The sequence below is a fragment of the Actinokineospora terrae genome, assembly GCF_900111175.1.
Taxonomy (GTDB): domain Bacteria; phylum Actinomycetota; class Actinomycetes; order Mycobacteriales; family Pseudonocardiaceae; genus Actinokineospora; species Actinokineospora terrae.
In genome coordinates this window covers 570,937-587,499 of record NZ_FOGI01000002.1, presented here as the reverse complement: position 1 = coordinate 587,499, position 16,563 = coordinate 570,937, and the positions used below count along the sequence as shown (strand labels likewise).

Below are 16,563 nucleotides of genomic sequence, written 5' to 3'. Positions count from 1 at the left end.
CCACGGGGAGTGCCGGGCATGGTCGTTTCCCGGCGGGCACGGTCGTTTCTCGGGAGGTGGCGCGGTGGTCAGGGCGGCGTTGGCGGTGCACCCCGGCTCGGGGCACGGCGCGGCGGCGCGGGCCTTGGACGCGGTGGTGGCGCGGATCCGGCCCGTGGTGGACGACCTGGCGGTGGTGTCCGCGGACACCGTGGCGCAGTCGCGGGCGTTGATGGAGCGCGCCAAGGACGCGGGTCTGGACGTGGTGGTGGTCCTCGGCGGCGACGGTTCGGTGCACCAGGGCGTGCAGTTCTGCGCCGACAACGACGTGGCGCTGGCGGTCGTCCCGGCGGGGACCGGCAACGACTTCGCGCGGGCGCTTGGCCTGCCGGGGGAGCCGGTGCCCGCGGCGGAGGCGGTCGCGAGGGCGCTGGCCGAGGGCACCCGGCGGCGCGTCGACCTCGGGCGGCTCGACGGCGGCCCGTGGTTCGCCAGCGTGCTGTGCGCCGGGTTCGACTCCGCGGTCAACGAGCGGGTGAACCGGATGCGCTGGCCGCACGGCCGCCGCCGCTACGACCTGGCGATCGTCGCGGAACTGGCCGCGCTGCGCCACCGCGGGCTGGTGGTCGACACCGGCGACGAGCGGCTGGAGCTGGACGCCACCATGGTCGCGGTCGGCAACACCCCGTACTACGGCGGCGGCATCCCGGTCTGCCCCGCCGCCGACCCGGCCGACGGCCTGCTGGAGATCACGGTCGTCGGCAGGGCGAGCCGGGTAGACCTGCTGCGCATCCTCCCCACCCTGCGCACCGGCGACCACGTGCGCCACCCCTTCGTCCGCACCCTCCGCGCCCGCCAGGTAGCCCTGACCCCCGCCAACGACTGGATCGCCTACGCCGACGGCGAGCGACTGGGCCCCCTCCCGATCACCATCGCCTGCACCCCATCCGCCCTCACCGTCGTCGCCTGACCCCGTTCTCCCGCCCCCGCTCGGCGGTCGCCGCGCCGCGGCCCGCCCGGGAAGTTCGCGCGACGAGTGTCGGTCTGATGTGGAAGTCTTGGTGACGTGTCCGCCAGTGCATCTCGCAGTCCGGCCGAGGCGTATGCCGCTTCCCGGCAGCGTTCGAGCAGTCCCAAGCTGGCGGGGTTCGCCGCCGAGCTGTCGTTCGACCTCGACCCGTTCCAGCAGCGGGCGTGCGCGGCCTTGGAGGAGGGCCACGGCGTGCTGGTGTGCGCGCCGACCGGGGCGGGGAAGACGGTGGTCGGGGAGTTCGCCGTCCACCTCGCCCTGGGGGAGGGGCGCAAGTGCTTCTACACCACGCCGATCAAGGCGCTGTCCAACCAGAAGTTCGCCGACCTCACGGCCAGGTACGGGGCCAAGTCGGTCGGGCTGCTGACCGGCGACACCGCGGTCAACGGGAGCGCGCCGATCGTCGTGATGACGACCGAGGTGCTGCGCAACATGCTCTACGCGCGCTCGCCCGCCCTCGACGGCCTCGGGTACGTGGTGATGGACGAGGTGCACTACCTCGCCGACCGGTTCCGGGGCGCGGTGTGGGAAGAGGTGATCCTGCACCTGCCGGAGTGGGTCAACCTGGTGAGCCTGTCCGCGACGGTCAGCAACGCCGAGGAGTTCGGCGAGTGGCTGGTCGCGGTGCGCGGTGACACCTCCGTGGTGGTCGACGAGCACCGGCCGGTGCCGCTGTGGCAGCACATGCTGGTCGGCGGCAGGCTGCTGGACCTGTTCGTGGGGGAGGACCAGGACGGCGAGGCGCGGATCAACCCGCACCTGGTGCGCCGCACCGAGGAGGTCGGGCGGGTCCACGCGCCGTGGCACAACCCGAGGGCCAAGGGCGGTCGGGCGGCCGGGGCGCGCGGGCCGCGGTTCAAGCCGCCGTCGCGGGTCGAGGTCATCGACCGGTTGGCCGCGGCGAGCCTGCTGCCCGCGATCGTGTTCGTGTTCAGCCGCGCCGGGTGCGAGGCCGCGGTGACCCAGTGCGTGCGCTCGGGCCTGCGGCTCAACACCGAGGACGAGGTCGCCGAGGTGCGCAGGATCGTCGACTCGAAGACCAAGGACCTGCCGGACGCCGACCTGGCGGTGCTGGGTTTCTGGGAGTGGAAGGAGGCGTTGGAGCGCGGTTTCGCAGGCCACCACGCCGGTCTGCTGCCCGCGTTCAAGGAGACCGTGGAGGAGCTGTTCGTCCGCGGCCTGGTCAAGGCGGTGTTCGCGACCGAGACGCTGGCGCTGGGCATCAACATGCCCGCCCGCACCGTCGTGCTGGAGCGGCTGGTCAAGTACAACGGCGAGGCGCACGTCGACCTGACGCCGGGGGAGTACACGCAGCTGACCGGCCGGGCCGGGCGGCGCGGCATCGACGTCGAGGGCCACGCGGTGGTGCTGTGGCAGCCGGGCGTCGACCCCAAGCAGGTGGCAGGCCTGGCCTCGACCAGGACCTACCCGCTGCGCTCGTCGTTCCGCCCCGGCTACAACATGGCGGTGAACCTGGTCGAGCGGCTGGGGGCGCGGCAGGCGCGGGAGATCCTGGAGCAGTCCTTCGCGCAGTTCCAGGCCGACCGGTCGGTGGTCGGGCTCTCCCGCAAGCTCGACCGCAACACCGAGGCGCTCGACGGGTACGCCGACTCGATGACCTGCCACCTGGGCGACTTCGCCGAGTACGCGGGGCTGCGGCGCGCGATCTCCGACCGGGAGAAGGCGTTGGCGCGGCAGAACACCGCCGCCCGCCGCGCCGAGGTGGCGCACTCGCTCGAACAGCTGCACCGCGGCGACGTGATCGCGGTCCCCGCCGGGCGGCGCTCCGGGCTGGCCGTGGTGATCGACCCGGGCCTGGACTCGATGGGCGAGCCGAGGCCGCTGGTGGTCACCGAGGACCGCTGGGCCGGTCGGCTCTCGGTGTCGGACTTCCCGGCGCCGGTGGCGGCGCTTGGCCGGGTGCGGCTGCCCAAGCAGGTCGACATCCGGTCGCCGAAGTCGCGCCGGGACCTGGCCACGACGGTGCGCTCGACCGGTATCGAGACGCCGGACCGCGCGCGCAAGCGGTCCGGGGTGGACGACGACGCGGAACTGGCGGCGCTGCGGCGGGCGTTGCGCGCGCACCCGTGCCACGGCTGCCAGGACCGGGAGGCGCACGCGCGGTGGGCCGAGCGGTACCACCGGCTGCTGTCGGAGACCGAGCAGTTGCAGCGCAAGGTCGCCGCGACGACGCACTCGCTGGCGCGCGCGTTCGACCGCATCCGCGGGTTGCTGGCCGATCGCGGCTACCTCGCCCCGGGTGAGGACGGCGAGCAGGTGGTCACCGAGCACGGGCGCAGGCTCGCGCGGCTCTACAGCGAGTCCGACCTGCTGGCCGCCGAGTGCCTGCGCAACGGGGTGTGGACCGGCCTCGGGCCCGCCGAGCTGGCCGCGGTCGTGTCGTCGCTGGTCTACGAGGCGCGCCGGGACGGGCAGGTCGAGGCGCGGGTGCCCGGCGGCGCGGTGGCCGACGCGATGACGGCGACCGCGCGGCTGTGGGCGGAGCTGGAGGCCGACGAGCGCCACCACCGGCTGGACCGGACCAGGCAGCCCGACGCCGGGTTCGCCTGGACGGTGTACCGGTGGGTGCGCGGCGAGTCGCTGGAGAAGGTGATCACCGCGGCGGACTCGGCCGGGCAGGAGCTCTCCGCCGGTGACTTCGTGCGCTGGTGCAGGCAGGTGATCGACCTGCTCGACCAGATCAAGGAGGTGGTCGGCCGGGACGACCCGGTCGGCAAGGCCGCGGCGGAGGCGGTGCGGGGGATCCGGCGCGGGGTCATCGCCCTGGCGACGGCGTGAACCCGGGGTGGCGTTGTTGCCGGTTCACCACGTGGCCTGGGTGTGGCGGTGGCGGGTCACTGTGGTTTGATCGCGCGCAAGCGGCAAATCCAGCAGCGGCGCGGGCAGCGCCGACGGCCACACGATCTGGCGGAGGCGAGTGATGAGCAGCCCCTACGGGCCGTCCGGTGGGCAGGACCCGCAGCAGCAGTGGGGTCAGCAGCCTTATGGACAGCCCTCCGGTACCCCCTCGGGCGGGTTCCCCGCGCAGGGCTACCCGCAGCAGCAGCAACCGGGCTACCCCGGGTACGGCCAGCCGCAGCAGCAACCCCAGTACGACCCGAACCAGCAGCAACAGCAGCAGCCGCAGTACGGCGACCCGACCCAGCAGCACGGGTACGGCCAGCAGCCGGGCTACCCCGGTGGCTACGGGCAGCCGGGCCAGCAGGCCCAGCCGTTCGGGCAGCAGCAGTACCAGCAGTACCCCGGTTCGCCGCCGCAGGCGAAGAAGGGCGGCGCCTGGATCTGGGTGCTGGTCGCGGTCGTGGTGGTCATCGCGGGCGCGGTCGCGGTGCTGGGGTTCATCACCCCCGGGTGGTTCAACAAGCGGGTGTTCGACGTCAACGCGGTGCAGGACGGCGTGAAGTCGATCCTCACCGAGAAGTACAGCATCGAGGGCGTCGAGTCGGTGACCTGCCCGGCCCAGCAGGAAGTGAAGAAGGACAACCGCTTCACCTGCGACGTCACCATCGGTGGGGAGAAGAAGACGGTCAACATCACCGTCCGCAACACCAACGGCGAGTACGAGGTCGCCCCGCCCAGCGGCAACTAACCGGTCGCGTCCTGCCCCCGTCCCGGGGCAGGATCACCGGGTGTCCGACATCGAGATCCGCACCCTGGCCGACACCGAGTGGCGTGAGTCCCTCGCGTTGTTCCGGGCCGCTCTGCACGTCACCCCGCCCACCGACGAGCAGTGGGCGGTGGGCAGCCGTTCCTACGAACCCGGCCGCACCCTGGGCGCCTTCTGCGGCGACACCCTGGCCGGGACCGCGTTCGCCTGGTCGTCGGACCTGCTGGTCCCCGGCGGCGCGGTGGTGCCGATGGCGGCGGTCACCCGGGTCGGCGTGCGGTCGGACTTCCGCCGCCGCGGGGTGCTGCGCGAGCTGATGCGCCGCCAGCTGGCCGACGTCGCCGACCGCGGCGAGGTGCTGGCGGCCCTGCGCCCCACCGAACCGGTGATCTACGGGCGGTTCGGTTATGGGCAGGCCACCCGAGGCGCCAAGACGGTCGCGGCACCCAGGAATGCCGTGCTGCGTCCCGAAGTATCCTCCGGCGGCCGGGTCCGCCTGGTCACGCCCGCCGAGGCGCTGGCGGTGATGCCGGGGATCTACGAGCGGGCAGGCCGGAGCCGGCCGGGCACGATGGCGCGGCCGTCCTACTGGTGGACCGTGGCCTACGAACGGGCCTTCGCCGCCGACGAGCACATCATCGTCGCCGTCCACAGTGGACCCACGGGCGACGACGGCTACCTGATGTACCGGCCCACCCCCGGCGCGCTCCCCGGCACGAACGCGACCCTCGCCGTCGACGACTTCGTGGCCGCCGCCCCGGACGCGGTGTACGGCCTGTGGCGCTTCCTGCTCGGCGTGGACCTGGTCGACGAGGTGACGGTGTGGACCCGCCCGACCGACGAGCCGATCGCCGAAGCCCTGACCGACCCGAGGGCGATCACCTCGGCCGAGCACCGCTCGGACCTGTGGCTGCGCCTGGTGGACGTGCCGAAAGCCTTGGCAGCCCGCGAGTACGGCCCTGCAACGGTCGTGCTGGAGGTCGAGGATCCCTTGCTCCCCAGCAACTCCGGCATCTATCGCCTCACCCCGGACGGTGCGACCCGAACAACCGCGACCCCCGACCTGTCTCTGGGCGTCGACGTCCTGGCGATGCTCTACCTGGGCACCTGGCGGGCCGGCGCCCTCACCACCATCGGCCGCATACGCGAACTAACCCCTGGCGCGGCAGCGAAGGCAGACACCCTGTTCGCCGTTCCCCAGGCCGCGTGGTGCGGAACCTTCTTCTAGGCGGCCAAAACCTCAGACGCCGAGAGCCTTCAGCAGTCTGTCCACGGCGGACCCCAGTGCCCACCGCTCCTGGAGTTGCCGAACCCGGTCAACGTCAACTGCGTGCGGTAGCTCGGGAGTGCCGGTGGCCTCGATGGTGACGTCGGTGGCGACGCGGACCACGAGAGGGGCCTTGGCGAGGTAGTCGGCGTCGTGGGTGAAGGCTTCGCGGACCTTGAGGGGGACGTCCTTCGAGCCCGCGGCGGCGGCGTCGACCAGGGCGGCGAGGGAGCCGAACTTGGTGATCAGCTTGGCCGCGGTCTTCTCGCCGATGCCGGTGATGCCGGGCAGGCCGTCGGAGGGGTCGCCGCGCAGGACGGCCATGTCGGCGTACGCGAGGCCCTCGGCGGGCAGGCCGTAGCGGGCCGCGAGCTCCTGCGGTCCGACCACCTCGGCCTTGGACCAGCCGCGGCCCACGTACACCACGCGCACCGCGGTGGGCTCGTCGCGGACGCACTGGAACAGGTCGCGGTCACCGGTGATGATCTCCACCGGGGCCGCGGCCTCGCGGTGCGCCAGGGTGCCGATGACGTCGTCGGCCTCGTACCCGGCGGCCTGGGCGGTGGCGATGCCCAGCGCGTCGAGCAGGTCGATGATGATCGGCACCTGCGGGGTGAGCGTGTCCGGTACCTCCTCGGCGTTGACCGAGGGGTCAGCCACCCGCTGCGCCTTGTAGCTGGGGATCGCCTCGACCCGGAACGCGGGCCGCCAGTCGGCGTCCAGGCAGGCCACCAGCCGGGCCGGGTGCCGCTCGGTGACGATCTGGGCGATCATCCCGGCGAACCCGCGCACGGCGTTGACCGGGACGCCGTCCGGCGAGGTCATCGACTCCGGCAGCGCGAAGAACGACCGGAAGTACAGGCTCGCCGAGTCCAGCAGCACGAGGGGTCCGCTCACGGGGTCAGCCTGCCACATCGGACCGCAGAGAGTCCTTTGCAAATTTTCCTCTGCGGTTGTAGCGTCGCGATCATGACTCCGAGACCGAGGTTCAACCGGGTCGGCGCGGACACGCTCAAGGTCATCGCCCACCCGCTGCGGATGCGGATGCTGGGCGTCCTGCGCGCGCACGGCCCCAACACCGCCACCGGGCTGGCCGCCTGGCTGGGGGAGAGCTCCGGCACCACCAGCTGGCACCTGCGCCAGCTCGCCGACGCCGGGTTCATCGAGCAGGACACCGAGCGCGGCAACCGCAGGGAGCGCTGGTGGCGGGCGGCGCAGGACGTCACCCAGGTCCAGTCGCACACCATGCCCGACGACCCCGAGACCCAGGACGCCTACAACACCTTCCTCAGCGCCCTGATCGACCTGGGCCACGAGCGCGCCGCCCGCTACATCCGCACCCGCCACCAGCTGCCGCAGGAGTGGCTGCACGTCTCCGAGCTGTCGGACTGGCGGCTGTCGATGACCCCGGACGAGCTGCGCGAGCTGGCGGTCGAGCTGAACGAGGTCGTCGAGCGCTACCGCAGGACCCCGGCCGAGGGCGACGAGACCGTCACCGTCCAGATGCAGCTCTTCCCGACCAGCGAGTCCCCATGAGACGGCTGCCGCTGGTCGCCCTGCTGGCCGCCAACGCGTTCTCGGCCTGCGGGTCGATCATGACGGTGCTCGCGGTGCCCTGGTTCGTGCTGGCCACCACCGGCAGCGCCGCCAGGACCGGGCTCACCGCGGGCGCCGAGGTCGTCGGCGTGGTGATCGCGTCGCTGCTGGCCGGGCCGGTGGTGGACCGCTTCGGGCGGCGGGTGGTGAGCGTGACCTCCGACCTGGTCGCCGCGGTCGTCGTGTCGACCATCCCGCTGCTGCACGGCACGGTCGGGCTGCCGTTCTGGGCGCTGCTCGCCCTCGCCGTCGCACTGGGGTCGGCGGCGGCACCGGGGCAGACGGCCCGGCAGTCCATGATGCCCGGGCTGATCGCGCTGACCGGGGTCGACACCGAACGCGCCGCCAGCGCGTACGACGGGGTGAGCAGGGGCGCGCGGATGCTCGGGGCGCCGCTGGCCGGGGTGCTCATCGCGGTGCTGGGGTCGCAGCCGGTGCTGCTGGTCGACGCGGGCACGTTCCTGGTCTCGGCCCTGCTGGTCCGCCTGTTCGTGCCCCGCGTCACCGCCGCACCGCAGGACGCGCCCGGGTCGTACCTGACCAGGATGCGCCGCGGCCTGGCCTACCTGCGCCAGGACCGGCTGATGCTGGGCATCGTCGTGATGGTCTCGGCCACCAACCTGCTCGACGCCGCGTTCTTCTCGGTCCTGATGCCGGTCTACGCCAAGGACGTCCTGCACAGCAGCATCGCACTCGGCCTGATGGCCGGGACCTTCAACGCCGCCGCCCTCACCGGCTCCCTCCTGTACGCCTGGGCAGGCCCCCGCCTACCCCGACACCTGACCTACACCCTGGCGTTCCTGCTCAGCGGCGCCCCCCGGTTCGTGGTGCTCGCACTCGGCGCCCCGCTGCCGGTCGTGCTCGCCCTGTGGGCCGTCCTGGGCCTCGGCGTCGGCGCCATCAACCCGATCCTCGGCGCGGTCGAGTACGAGCGGGTACCCGAGGCGGTCCTGCCGATGGTCTTCGGCGTGATGCACGCGGCCGCGTTCTGCGGGATGCCCCTGGGCGCCGCCCTGGCAGGCCTCTCGGTCGAGGCCATCGGCCTGTTCCCGACCCTGTCAGGCTGCGCCGCGCTGTACCTCGTGGCCACCACGACCCCCGCCCTGTTCCGCGTATGGCGCCAACTGGACCGACGTCCGGAACACCCACCGGTCCCGGTGGCTGCCTGAATCGTCCGGGGACACCGTGAGGGGCCCGGGACCGGACCCGGCACGCGCGGCGCTGTTCTCGGTGGCGACCTCGGCCTCCGTGCGGCGGGAGCTCGACCGGCGATCGGGGCCAGTCTTGGTAGTCGCCCGGATGGGGTGGGGGAGCCGACTAAGCTGCGGGGTATGTCGACCATCACCGCCTCCGCCGATCCCGACCTGCTGCGTGCCCGGCTCCAGCGCGCCCGCCACGCCGCCGCGGCTCAGGGTGCCGATGCGTTGGTCATCGCTCCGGGATCGGATCTGCGGTACCTGATCGGGGGAACGGGGTCCTCGTTCGAGCGGCTCACCGCGCTGGCCGTGCCCGCCGGTGACGGTGAGGCCGTGCTGGTGGTCCCGAAGCTGGAGGCGCCCGGGTACGCGGGTGTGCCGCTCGACGCCCTGGGTGTGCGGTTGGCGACGTGGGTGGACGGGGAGGACCCGTACGCGCTGGTCGCGGGGGCACTGGGGGCGCCGTCGGTGGTCGCGGTCGGGGACATGCTGCCCGCCCTGCACGCGCTGCCGCTGCGGGACGCGCTGCCGGGGGCCGCGCAGGTCCTGGCCGGTCCGGTGCTGCGCGAGCTCCGGATGCGCAAGGACGCCGCCGAGGTCGAGGCGCTGCGGGTGGCGGGCGCGGCGATCGACCGGGTGCACGCCAGGATCGGCGAGTGGCTGCGCGCGGGCCGCACCGAGGCCGAGGTCGGCGCCGACATCGCCGCCGCGATCGTCGCCGAGGGGCACGCCACCGTCGAGTTCGTCATCGTCGGCTCCGGCCCCAACGGCGCCAGCCCGCACCACGGCCTGTCCGACCGGGTGATCACCACCGGCGACGTCGTCGTGATCGACATCGGCGGCTCCACGGCCGAGGGCTACAACTCCGACAGCACCCGCGTCTACTCCGTCGGCACCCCCCGCGACGCCGATGTCGCCGACACCTACGCGGTGCTCCTGGCCGCCCAGCGCGCCTCCGTCGAGGCCGTCCGCCCCGGCGTGACGGCGGAGTCCATCGACGCCGTGGGCCGCCAGGTCATCGCCGACGCCGGGTTCGGCGAGTACTTCATCCACCGCACCGGCCACGGCATCGGCCTGGACGTGCACGAGCACCCGTACATCGTCGCCGGGAACGACCTGGTCCTGGAGCCGGGCATGGCCTTCAGCGTGGAGCCGGGCATCTACCTGCCCGACCGCTGGGGCGCCCGCATCGAGGACATCGTCGTGGTCACCGAGGACGGCGTGGAATCGGTCAACAACCAGCCGCACGAGCTCGTGGTGCTCCCCGGATGAGCGAACTGGAACCCATCGACAAGGCGATAGTCCGCGAACTGGCCCTCGACGGCCGCCGCAGCTTCACCGACCTCGCCGAACGCGTCGGCCTGAGCGTCTCCGCCGTCCACCAACGCGTCCGCCGCTTGGAGCAACGCGAGGTAATCCGCGGCTACTCAGCCCGCTTGGACGCCCAGGCCATCGGACTGCCGCTGACCGCCCTGATCTCCCTGACCCCCATCGACCCCGCGGCCCCCGACGACTACCCGCAGCGGCTGCAACACATCAGCGAGATCGAGTCTTGTTATTCGGTGGCGGGGGATGAGTCGTACGTCCTTTTGGTTCGGGTGGCCACGCCTATCGACCTGGAAGACCTGCTCCGCAAGATCCGCGAATCCGCCAAGGTCTCCACCCGCACAACGGTGGTCCTGTCGACTCCCTACGAAGGCCGGTCACCCGCGCTCTGACGCTATTTTCCACGCGGTGGCGTAATTGCGAATGACAACCACTGTGGTCGGATGGTCTGGCCCGAGAACCCGTTCACAGCCGACAGCTGCCTGCTTGAAGAGGGGAATGGCTTCGTCGAGTCGTCCGACGGCCAGGTACGCGCCAGCAAGGTTGTTGGCCGAACACAGCGTGTCGGGGTGGTCGTTGCCGAGAATCCGGCGGCGGCCGGTGAGTGTCTGTTCGTCGAGTGCGATGGCATCGTCATCTCGTCCAGCGGTCCTGTACGCGCCAGCGAGGTTGTTGGTTGAGAGAAGCGTGCTTGGGTGGTTGTTGCCGAGGGTTCGGCGGTAGTCGGTGAGTGTTTGTTCGTGGAGCTTGATGGCGTCGTTGGCTCGTCCGGCGGCCTGGTATGCGCTGGCGAGGTTGTTGGCTGAGAGAAGCGTGTCGGAGTGGTCGTTGCCGAGGGTTCGGCGGCGGTCCGTGAGTGTTTGTTCGAAGAGCGGGATGGCTTCGCCGAGTCGTCCAGCCTCTTCGTATGCGCCGGCAAGGTTGTTGGCTGAGAGAAGTGTGCTTGGGTGGCTATTGCTGAGGGTTCGGCGGTGGTCGGTGAGTGTTTGTTCGTAGAGTGGGATGGCTTCGTTCAGCCGGCCAACCGCCTTGAGGGTCATAGCAAGATTGTTGGTTGAGAGCAGGGTCGTGGGGTGATCCTCGCCCAGGTGGGTCCGGTGGTGGAGCTGAGTGGTGGTGGCATGGGACACCGCTGCTGGACTGGCGGTAGCGTGGAGAAAACGGGTCGTCCGGTTGGCCAGCCCGAGAGCAGCCTGGCTGTGGCGGGTGAGGGCTGCGAGTTGGCGGGCGAGGTCGGGACCGATGGCGCGGAGTTCCCAGAACCGGTCCTCCGGCGGCAAGTGGTGGTCGAGCGCATCGGTGACCTTGGTGGCGGTCTCGTCAAGAGAGGGAGCCGCCTCGCGTAGGACGCGTTGGGTCAGGCGGTGCATGAGGTAGGTGTTGCCATCTTCGCCCGCGTAGTCGATGAGTGAGGCTCGGCGGAGTGCGGCTGCGGTCGTGAGCAGGTCATCTCGGGTGGGGAGCAGGGTCTCCAGCAGCGTGCGGTGGACGCCATCAGGGGCGATTAGGGCGATGGCTTCCAGCAGGAGACGGGCATGGGGGTGGTCGGCTTCCACGCGCCCCACGCTGAGCAGGATCGTCTTGGTCAGTGCGGTGGGGTAGCCGTGGCCCTTGGCTGGAGTCAGGTGGTCCAGCGTCGTCTCGTTGAGGTGGCGCAAGTAGTCCGTAAAGGAGCGCTCGTGGTCGCGGATCCGGGCGCCCGCCAAGGCAAGAGCCAGGGGTAGGTAACCGAGTTCCTCGGCGACAGCAGCGGCACCAGGCTCGTCGTCAAGTTGCGTCAGGTCGGTCAAGAAGGCGACCGCCGTGGTGGGGGAGAAGACGTCGACTGCCACGGAGGTGCCGATGTTGTGGGTGTCGGTGCTCGTGCTGGTGACGATCACCTGGAGCGACCCCGCCACCGGCAAGTGCTCGACGACGTCATCAGGATCGGTCACGTTGTCGAACACCAGCAGACCCGAGCCGGTGTAAGCGTTCAGGTGGGCACGCAGCCGCCCCAGGACGCGGTCCGGGGGTTCGTCGTCGGCGCCGCGCAAACCGAGCGGTCAGCCAGGTCCAGCAGATCGCCAGCCATCGTGGCCGCGTTCTCCGCCGCGATCCACCCCACCAGCCACCCCTGCCCAGCCCGCTCCCGCGCGTACGCCGCGGCCAACTGGGTCTTCCCCACCCCGCGCTGCCCCGTCACCGCCACGACAACGGCCACCCCGGCCGCCGCGACCTCCCGCAGCGCGTCCAGCTTCACCGGCACCCGGAACCCCTGCGGCGACCGGGGCACCTTCCCGATGACGACCTGCCCGGCCACCTTCCCCAACGGCCCCGGCGCCGCGTGCTGTACCACCGTGACCCGTCCCGAGTTGTCCCGGAACTGCAAGCTCTGCCCGCCGACATCCCCAGCCTGGTTCACCACCGGCCCGCACCTCCTCCCCGGAGTCCGCACATCGTACGACGCGCGGCCGGGGAGAGATCAGTCCTTGTCCTTCTTCCGCAGCGTCGTGGTCACGTAGATGAGGCTGCCGGTCAGGACCGCGATGTCGTCGAGGTAGATCGGGTCCGGCAGCGCGTCGACCGGGAACACCGTGTATGCCAGGGAGAGCCAGTACGCGACCTTGGTGGGCATAGGAGTGTCCGGCTGGTTGACCTGCCGGTGCTTGCGGATCAGGCGATAAGCCAAGAACAGCGCCACCAACACCAGCACCACGACCACGACGACCGCGACCACGCCGAGTCCGGTCCACAAGGAGTCCACGTCCGGGAGGTACCCCCGACCCACCCCAAGATCACGGCCCGATCGTCGTGGCCGGGTGCAGGTCCCCGTCCGCCCCCGGCAGGCAGGCCGCCGCCCGGGAGTCGGTCACCAGGAACTCGCCGAAGCAGCGGCCCAGTTGGGCGTGTCCGGCGGCGTTGGGGTGGAAGGACTCCTGCAGCGCGTGCGAGGCGCGGTCGTCGTCGCCCAGGTCGTTCCAGCGGACCGACAGCCTGCTGAACCACTCCTGCGTGGCGTCGTCGCGGGAGCACGCTTCCCGGCCGACGCCCGCGCGGGACACGTCCAGCAGCCGGGCGCCGGACTCGCGGGCGGCCTGGCGGACCCCGTCGGTGATCTTGGGGACGGCCTCGGCGCGGACCCAGCGCAGGTCGGCCTCGCGGAACGGGCAGCCGTTGAGGTTGCGCAGGCCCTGGCGGACGTCCGGGCTGATCGGGGCGGCGTAGGACTGCAGGACCAGGTGGTAGTCGGTCGGCTGGTACCCGGCGTCGGACATCACCGAGCGGATGTCGGCCAGCGCGCGGACCACCTTCGGCACCATCCGGTCCACCCGCTGCTGCCACTCGCCGCCCACCGAGTCCGAGCACGACTGCTTCGACTGGTCCAGCCACGCCTGCACGCAACTGTCGAGCACGTGCGAGAACGACGGGTCGTCGTTGGCGCCGACCGCCACCAGGATCGCCACGACCCGCTTCTGCCTGGCCAGCGACCCGAGCCGGGCCGCCTGGGAGCCCTCGGTGTACTGCTCCGTGCTGCCGAGCCCGACCTGGGCGGACGGGGCGCCGGAACAGGCGAGGTTGATCGTCTCGTCGATGCCGCGCAGTCCGGTGTGGTGGATCGAGGCGGCCCGGGAGCGGTGGCACCAGTCGCCGCCGGTGCCGTCGGTGCCCGGCTCGTAATCGCCCGCGGCCTCACCCGAGACGGTGGAGTCGCCCATCGCCACCAGCACCCTGGGCACCCCGCTCGGCGGCGACGGGGCAGGGGCCGGTCCGGGCAGGACGATCACCACGGCGCTCGCCAGCACGAGCACCAGCAGCAGGACAGCGGCATGCCATCGGTACCGTCGCATCATCTCGGCCCAGTCTAGGCGCCGCGATCACAGCGCGCGCAGCAACGCCTGCTTGGCCGCGGTGAACTCGTCCTCGGTGAGCACCCCGTCGCGGCGCAACTCGCCCAGTTCGCGCAGGCGCCGCAACACCGTGTCCTGGTCGACCGGACTGTCGCGTGTGGACGCCGCCGCGCTCGTGGACGCGGTCGGGTGCGGGAGTCTGGCGACGACAGCGGCGGCGAGCAGGGCCGACGCGGCGATGTCCTTCTTGAAGCCCCACAGCCGGAAGCAGTTCGGGTCGTGCGAGGCGGGTTGTGTGCTCGGCGGGCCTACCGGCCGCAGCCGCACCAGCTTGGGTGTCCACTCGATACCGAGCAGGTCGCCGACCGCCACCTCCCGCGCCCCACCGGAGCGCTTGGACGACTCGGCCGCCCAGCCCCACTCGAACCGGACGCGGTCACCGTCGAACGAGGCGTCGCCGTCCTCCCCGGTGGTCGACAGCGGCGCGCTCGGGGCCGCCAGCAGCCACCCCTCGGCCGCGGCGTCGGGCACCCGGGCGACCAGCCGCGCGTCGCGGACCCCGTCGGCGAAGTACTCGGCGGACGCCGCCGCCCTCGGCTCGATGGTGAGCCGGAACGGGTCGGCCGCCTCGGGCAGCGCGCCACCGGTCACGTGGGTCAGCGGGTCGGCGCCCGCGCGGGGCCGCAGCCGCAGGTGGCCGCCCTTGCGGTCGGTCTCGAACCCGACCCCGGCGATCGCGGCCAACGGCACCACCAGTTCGCCGACCGCCAGCCGCAGCGGGTGCGCCGACTTGGCCGGGACCACCCGCACCGAGTCGTAGTCGAACACCCAGGTGCCTTCCCGCCCGGTCACCTCGGTCATGCCCAGCACGTCGCGCTCCCCCCGGTCACCACGACACCGTACCGGGTTCAGGCGACCGCGATCCGCCCGTCCACCAGGGCCAGCCCGCGGTCGGCGATGTCGTGCACCGCGTCGTGGTGGGTGGCGACCAGCACCGCCGTGCCCTCCCCGGCGGTCCGGCGCAGCAACCCCAACACCGCGGCGACGCTGTCGTGGTCGAGGTGCGCGGTCGGCTCGTCGGCCAGCAGGACCTTGGGGCGCGCCGACACGGCCCTGGCCAGGGCGGCCCGCTGCTGCTGCCCGTAGGACACCTCCTGCGGGTACCGGTCGGCCAACCCGGCGATCCCCAGTTCCCCCAGCAGTTCCGCGACCCGGTCGCGCACCTCGGCCCGGCGCCCGGACAACCGCAGCGGCAGCCCCACGTTCTCCGCCAACGTCAACTCCTGCGCCAGTCCCAGCGCCTGCGGCAACACCCCGCAGTCCGCCCACGCGGGTACCTCCGCCAACGGCTCGCCGCACACCGCCACCGTGCCCGCGTCCGGCTTGTCGAACCCGCACAGCACCGCGAACAGCGCGCTCTTGCCCGACCCGGACCGCCCAGACACCGTGACCACCTCGGCCGAGGCGACGCTCAGGTCGACCCCGCGCAGCACCTCGATCCGACCGTCCGGGTGGTCGAACCCCCGGGTCAGCCCCATCCCGACCAGCGCGCTCACGCGGCCACCTCGTCGATGCGACCCTCGCGCAGGTGCACCACGCGATCCCCGAGGGCGACGAGTTCGGGGTCGTGGGAGGCGGCGACCACGGCCACGCCCCGCTCGGTGAGACGGCGCAGGACGTCGAGCACCAGCGCGGCCGAGGCGGCGTCGAGTTGGGACGTCGGCTCGTCGGCCAGGACGACGGCGGGGGAACGGGCCAGCGCGCACCCGAAGGCCAGGCGCTGCTGCTGGCCGCCGGACAGGGCGCTGACCCGCCAGCCGCCGGTGCCGGGGATGCCGAGCCAGTCGAGGATCTCGGGGTCCGCGTCCGGCAGACCGGCGGACTGGGCGGCGGCGGTCAGGTTCGCGGCCACACCGAGGTGCCCGATCAGGTTGTCCGGCGGCGCCTGGAACACCACCGCGATCCGCTCCCGCCGCACCGCCCGCCGCGCCCGGTGCGACAACCGCCCGATGTCCCGCCCCTGCCAGGCCACCGACCCGGCCGTGTGCCGGTCGATCAACCCCAGCACCCGCAACAACGTCGACTTCCCCGACCCGGACGGCCCGGCCAACACGGTCATCCCCCGCGCGGCCACGTCGAACGTCACGCCCCCGACCGCGGTGACCTGGCCCGCGGGGGTGCGGTAGCGGACGTGGGTGTCCCGCAGCTCGTAGAGCGGCACCTGGTCGTCGAAGATCGGCTCAGCCACGGGTCGACTCCCCACTCGGGCGGCGACGGGCCGCACTGGTCGGCTCAGCCACGGATCAACTCCTTGCTCGGGCGGTGGCGACGGAGCTGTGCGCCGGTGTCCGGGATCTCGCGATCGCCTGCCGCGCGGGGGTGCGTGGGTGTTCTGCGGCGTGCGGAGCGGACCTGGTCGTCGATCAGCTCGGCCATGGATCGGCTCCCGCCCTTGGCCTGCGATGGTCGCGGAACAGCGCTGCGCGCCACTGCTGCCGCTCGGCGGGCATCGAAGGTCGGTTCAGCCACGGATCAACTCCTTGCTCGGGCGGTGGCGACGAAGCTGCGCGCCGGTGCCCGGGATCCCGCGATGGCCTGCCACGCGGAGCGGACGTGGTCGTCGATCAGCTCGGCCATGGATCGGCTCCCGCCCCTGCTGCGATGGTCGCGGAACAGCGCTGCGCGCCACTGCTGCCGCTCGGCGGGCATCGAAC

At 72.2% G+C, this 16,563-nt stretch carries 17 protein-coding genes; 8 read left to right on the top strand and 9 right to left on the bottom strand.

Features of this window, described 5'->3' with window-relative positions:
• Positions 1-64: 64 nt before the first annotated feature.
• The 4 genes from BMY07_RS05850 to BMY07_RS05835 all read left to right on the top strand — a co-directional run bounded on the left by BMY07_RS05850 (position 65) and on the right by BMY07_RS05835 (position 5,865).
• The gene (locus tag BMY07_RS05850; RefSeq protein WP_245782230.1) at positions 65-949 is read left to right on the top strand and encodes a diacylglycerol/lipid kinase family protein; all 885 of its coding nucleotides are present in this window, start codon (positions 65-67) and stop codon (positions 947-949) included.
• A 96-nt stretch (positions 950-1,045) separates the two neighbouring features.
• Positions 1,046-3,808, top strand: coding sequence for a DEAD/DEAH box helicase (locus tag BMY07_RS05845; RefSeq protein WP_092775388.1), 2,763 nt, complete (start codon positions 1,046-1,048; stop codon positions 3,806-3,808).
• 142 nt (positions 3,809-3,950) lie between these two features.
• Positions 3,951-4,619: a DUF4333 domain-containing protein gene (locus BMY07_RS05840; RefSeq protein WP_092775387.1), complete on the top strand. Its 669-nt coding sequence runs from the start codon at positions 3,951-3,953 to the stop codon at positions 4,617-4,619.
• Between the two features lie 40 nt (positions 4,620-4,659).
• On the top strand, positions 4,660-5,865 hold the full coding sequence (locus BMY07_RS05835; RefSeq protein WP_092775386.1) for a GNAT family N-acetyltransferase: 1,206 nt from the start codon (positions 4,660-4,662) through the stop codon (positions 5,863-5,865).
• 12 nt (positions 5,866-5,877) lie between these two features.
• Here BMY07_RS05835 and BMY07_RS05830 read toward each other — a convergent pair whose 3' ends face one another.
• Entirely contained in the window at positions 5,878-6,801 is a 924-nt protein-coding gene (locus tag BMY07_RS05830; RefSeq protein WP_092775480.1) for a 5'-3' exonuclease, read from the bottom strand.
• 72 nt (positions 6,802-6,873) lie between these two features.
• Here BMY07_RS05830 and BMY07_RS05825 point away from each other — a divergent pair, with 72 nt between their 5' ends.
• From BMY07_RS05825 to BMY07_RS05810, 4 genes are all read left to right on the top strand, one after another.
• Positions 6,874-7,440, top strand: a complete 567-nt coding sequence (locus BMY07_RS05825) for an ArsR/SmtB family transcription factor (protein ID WP_092775385.1) — start codon at positions 6,874-6,876, stop codon at positions 7,438-7,440.
• A complete protein-coding gene (locus BMY07_RS05820) occupies positions 7,437-8,669 on the top strand; it encodes an MFS transporter (protein ID WP_092775384.1) in 1,233 nt (410 codons plus the stop codon). Before BMY07_RS05825 ends, BMY07_RS05820 begins: the two co-directional genes overlap by 4 nt.
• Before the next feature lie 162 nt (positions 8,670-8,831).
• Positions 8,832-9,968 carry a M24 family metallopeptidase gene (locus BMY07_RS05815; protein WP_092775383.1) on the top strand — a complete coding sequence of 379 codons (1,137 nt, stop codon included), beginning with the start codon at positions 8,832-8,834 and terminating at the stop codon, positions 9,966-9,968.
• The gene (locus BMY07_RS05810) at positions 9,965-10,414 is read left to right on the top strand and encodes an Lrp/AsnC family transcriptional regulator (RefSeq protein WP_092775382.1); all 450 of its coding nucleotides are present in this window, start codon (positions 9,965-9,967) and stop codon (positions 10,412-10,414) included. The genes BMY07_RS05815 and BMY07_RS05810 overlap by 4 nt, the downstream gene beginning before the upstream one ends.
• On the opposite strand, the gene BMY07_RS34800 is transcribed toward BMY07_RS05810, so the two are convergent.
• The 8 genes from BMY07_RS34800 to BMY07_RS34160 are packed head-to-tail and all read right to left on the bottom strand — an operon-like array spanning position 10,400 to position 16,285.
• Positions 10,400-11,968: a tetratricopeptide repeat protein gene (locus tag BMY07_RS34800; RefSeq protein WP_218150600.1), complete on the bottom strand. Its 1,569-nt coding sequence runs from the start codon at positions 11,966-11,968 to the stop codon at positions 10,400-10,402. The genes BMY07_RS05810 and BMY07_RS34800 overlap by 15 nt on opposite strands.
• Before the next feature lie 26 nt (positions 11,969-11,994).
• On the bottom strand, positions 11,995-12,423 hold the full coding sequence (locus BMY07_RS05800) for a hypothetical protein (protein ID WP_143073378.1): 429 nt from the start codon (positions 12,421-12,423) through the stop codon (positions 11,995-11,997).
• Between the two features lie 60 nt (positions 12,424-12,483).
• Positions 12,484-12,765, bottom strand: coding sequence for a DUF1232 domain-containing protein (locus tag BMY07_RS05795; RefSeq protein ID WP_092775478.1), 282 nt, complete (start codon positions 12,763-12,765; stop codon positions 12,484-12,486).
• 31 nt (positions 12,766-12,796) lie between these two features.
• Positions 12,797-13,849, bottom strand: a complete 1,053-nt coding sequence (locus BMY07_RS05790) for a GDSL-type esterase/lipase family protein (protein WP_092775477.1) — start codon at positions 13,847-13,849, stop codon at positions 12,797-12,799.
• Positions 13,850-13,876: 27 nt separating this feature from the next.
• A complete protein-coding gene (locus tag BMY07_RS05785; protein ID WP_092775476.1) occupies positions 13,877-14,710 on the bottom strand; it encodes a DUF4429 domain-containing protein in 834 nt (277 codons plus the stop codon).
• 47 nt (positions 14,711-14,757) lie between these two features.
• Positions 14,758-15,387: an ABC transporter ATP-binding protein gene (locus BMY07_RS05780; RefSeq protein ID WP_092775475.1), complete on the bottom strand. Its 630-nt coding sequence runs from the start codon at positions 15,385-15,387 to the stop codon at positions 14,758-14,760.
• Between the two features lie 14 nt (positions 15,388-15,401).
• A complete protein-coding gene (locus tag BMY07_RS05775; RefSeq protein WP_177215461.1) occupies positions 15,402-16,097 on the bottom strand; it encodes an ABC transporter ATP-binding protein in 696 nt (231 codons plus the stop codon).
• Positions 16,098-16,141: 44 nt separating this feature from the next.
• On the bottom strand, positions 16,142-16,285 hold the full coding sequence (locus BMY07_RS34160) for a hypothetical protein (RefSeq protein ID WP_177215460.1): 144 nt from the start codon (positions 16,283-16,285) through the stop codon (positions 16,142-16,144).
• Between the last annotated feature and the right edge of the window lie 278 nt (positions 16,286-16,563).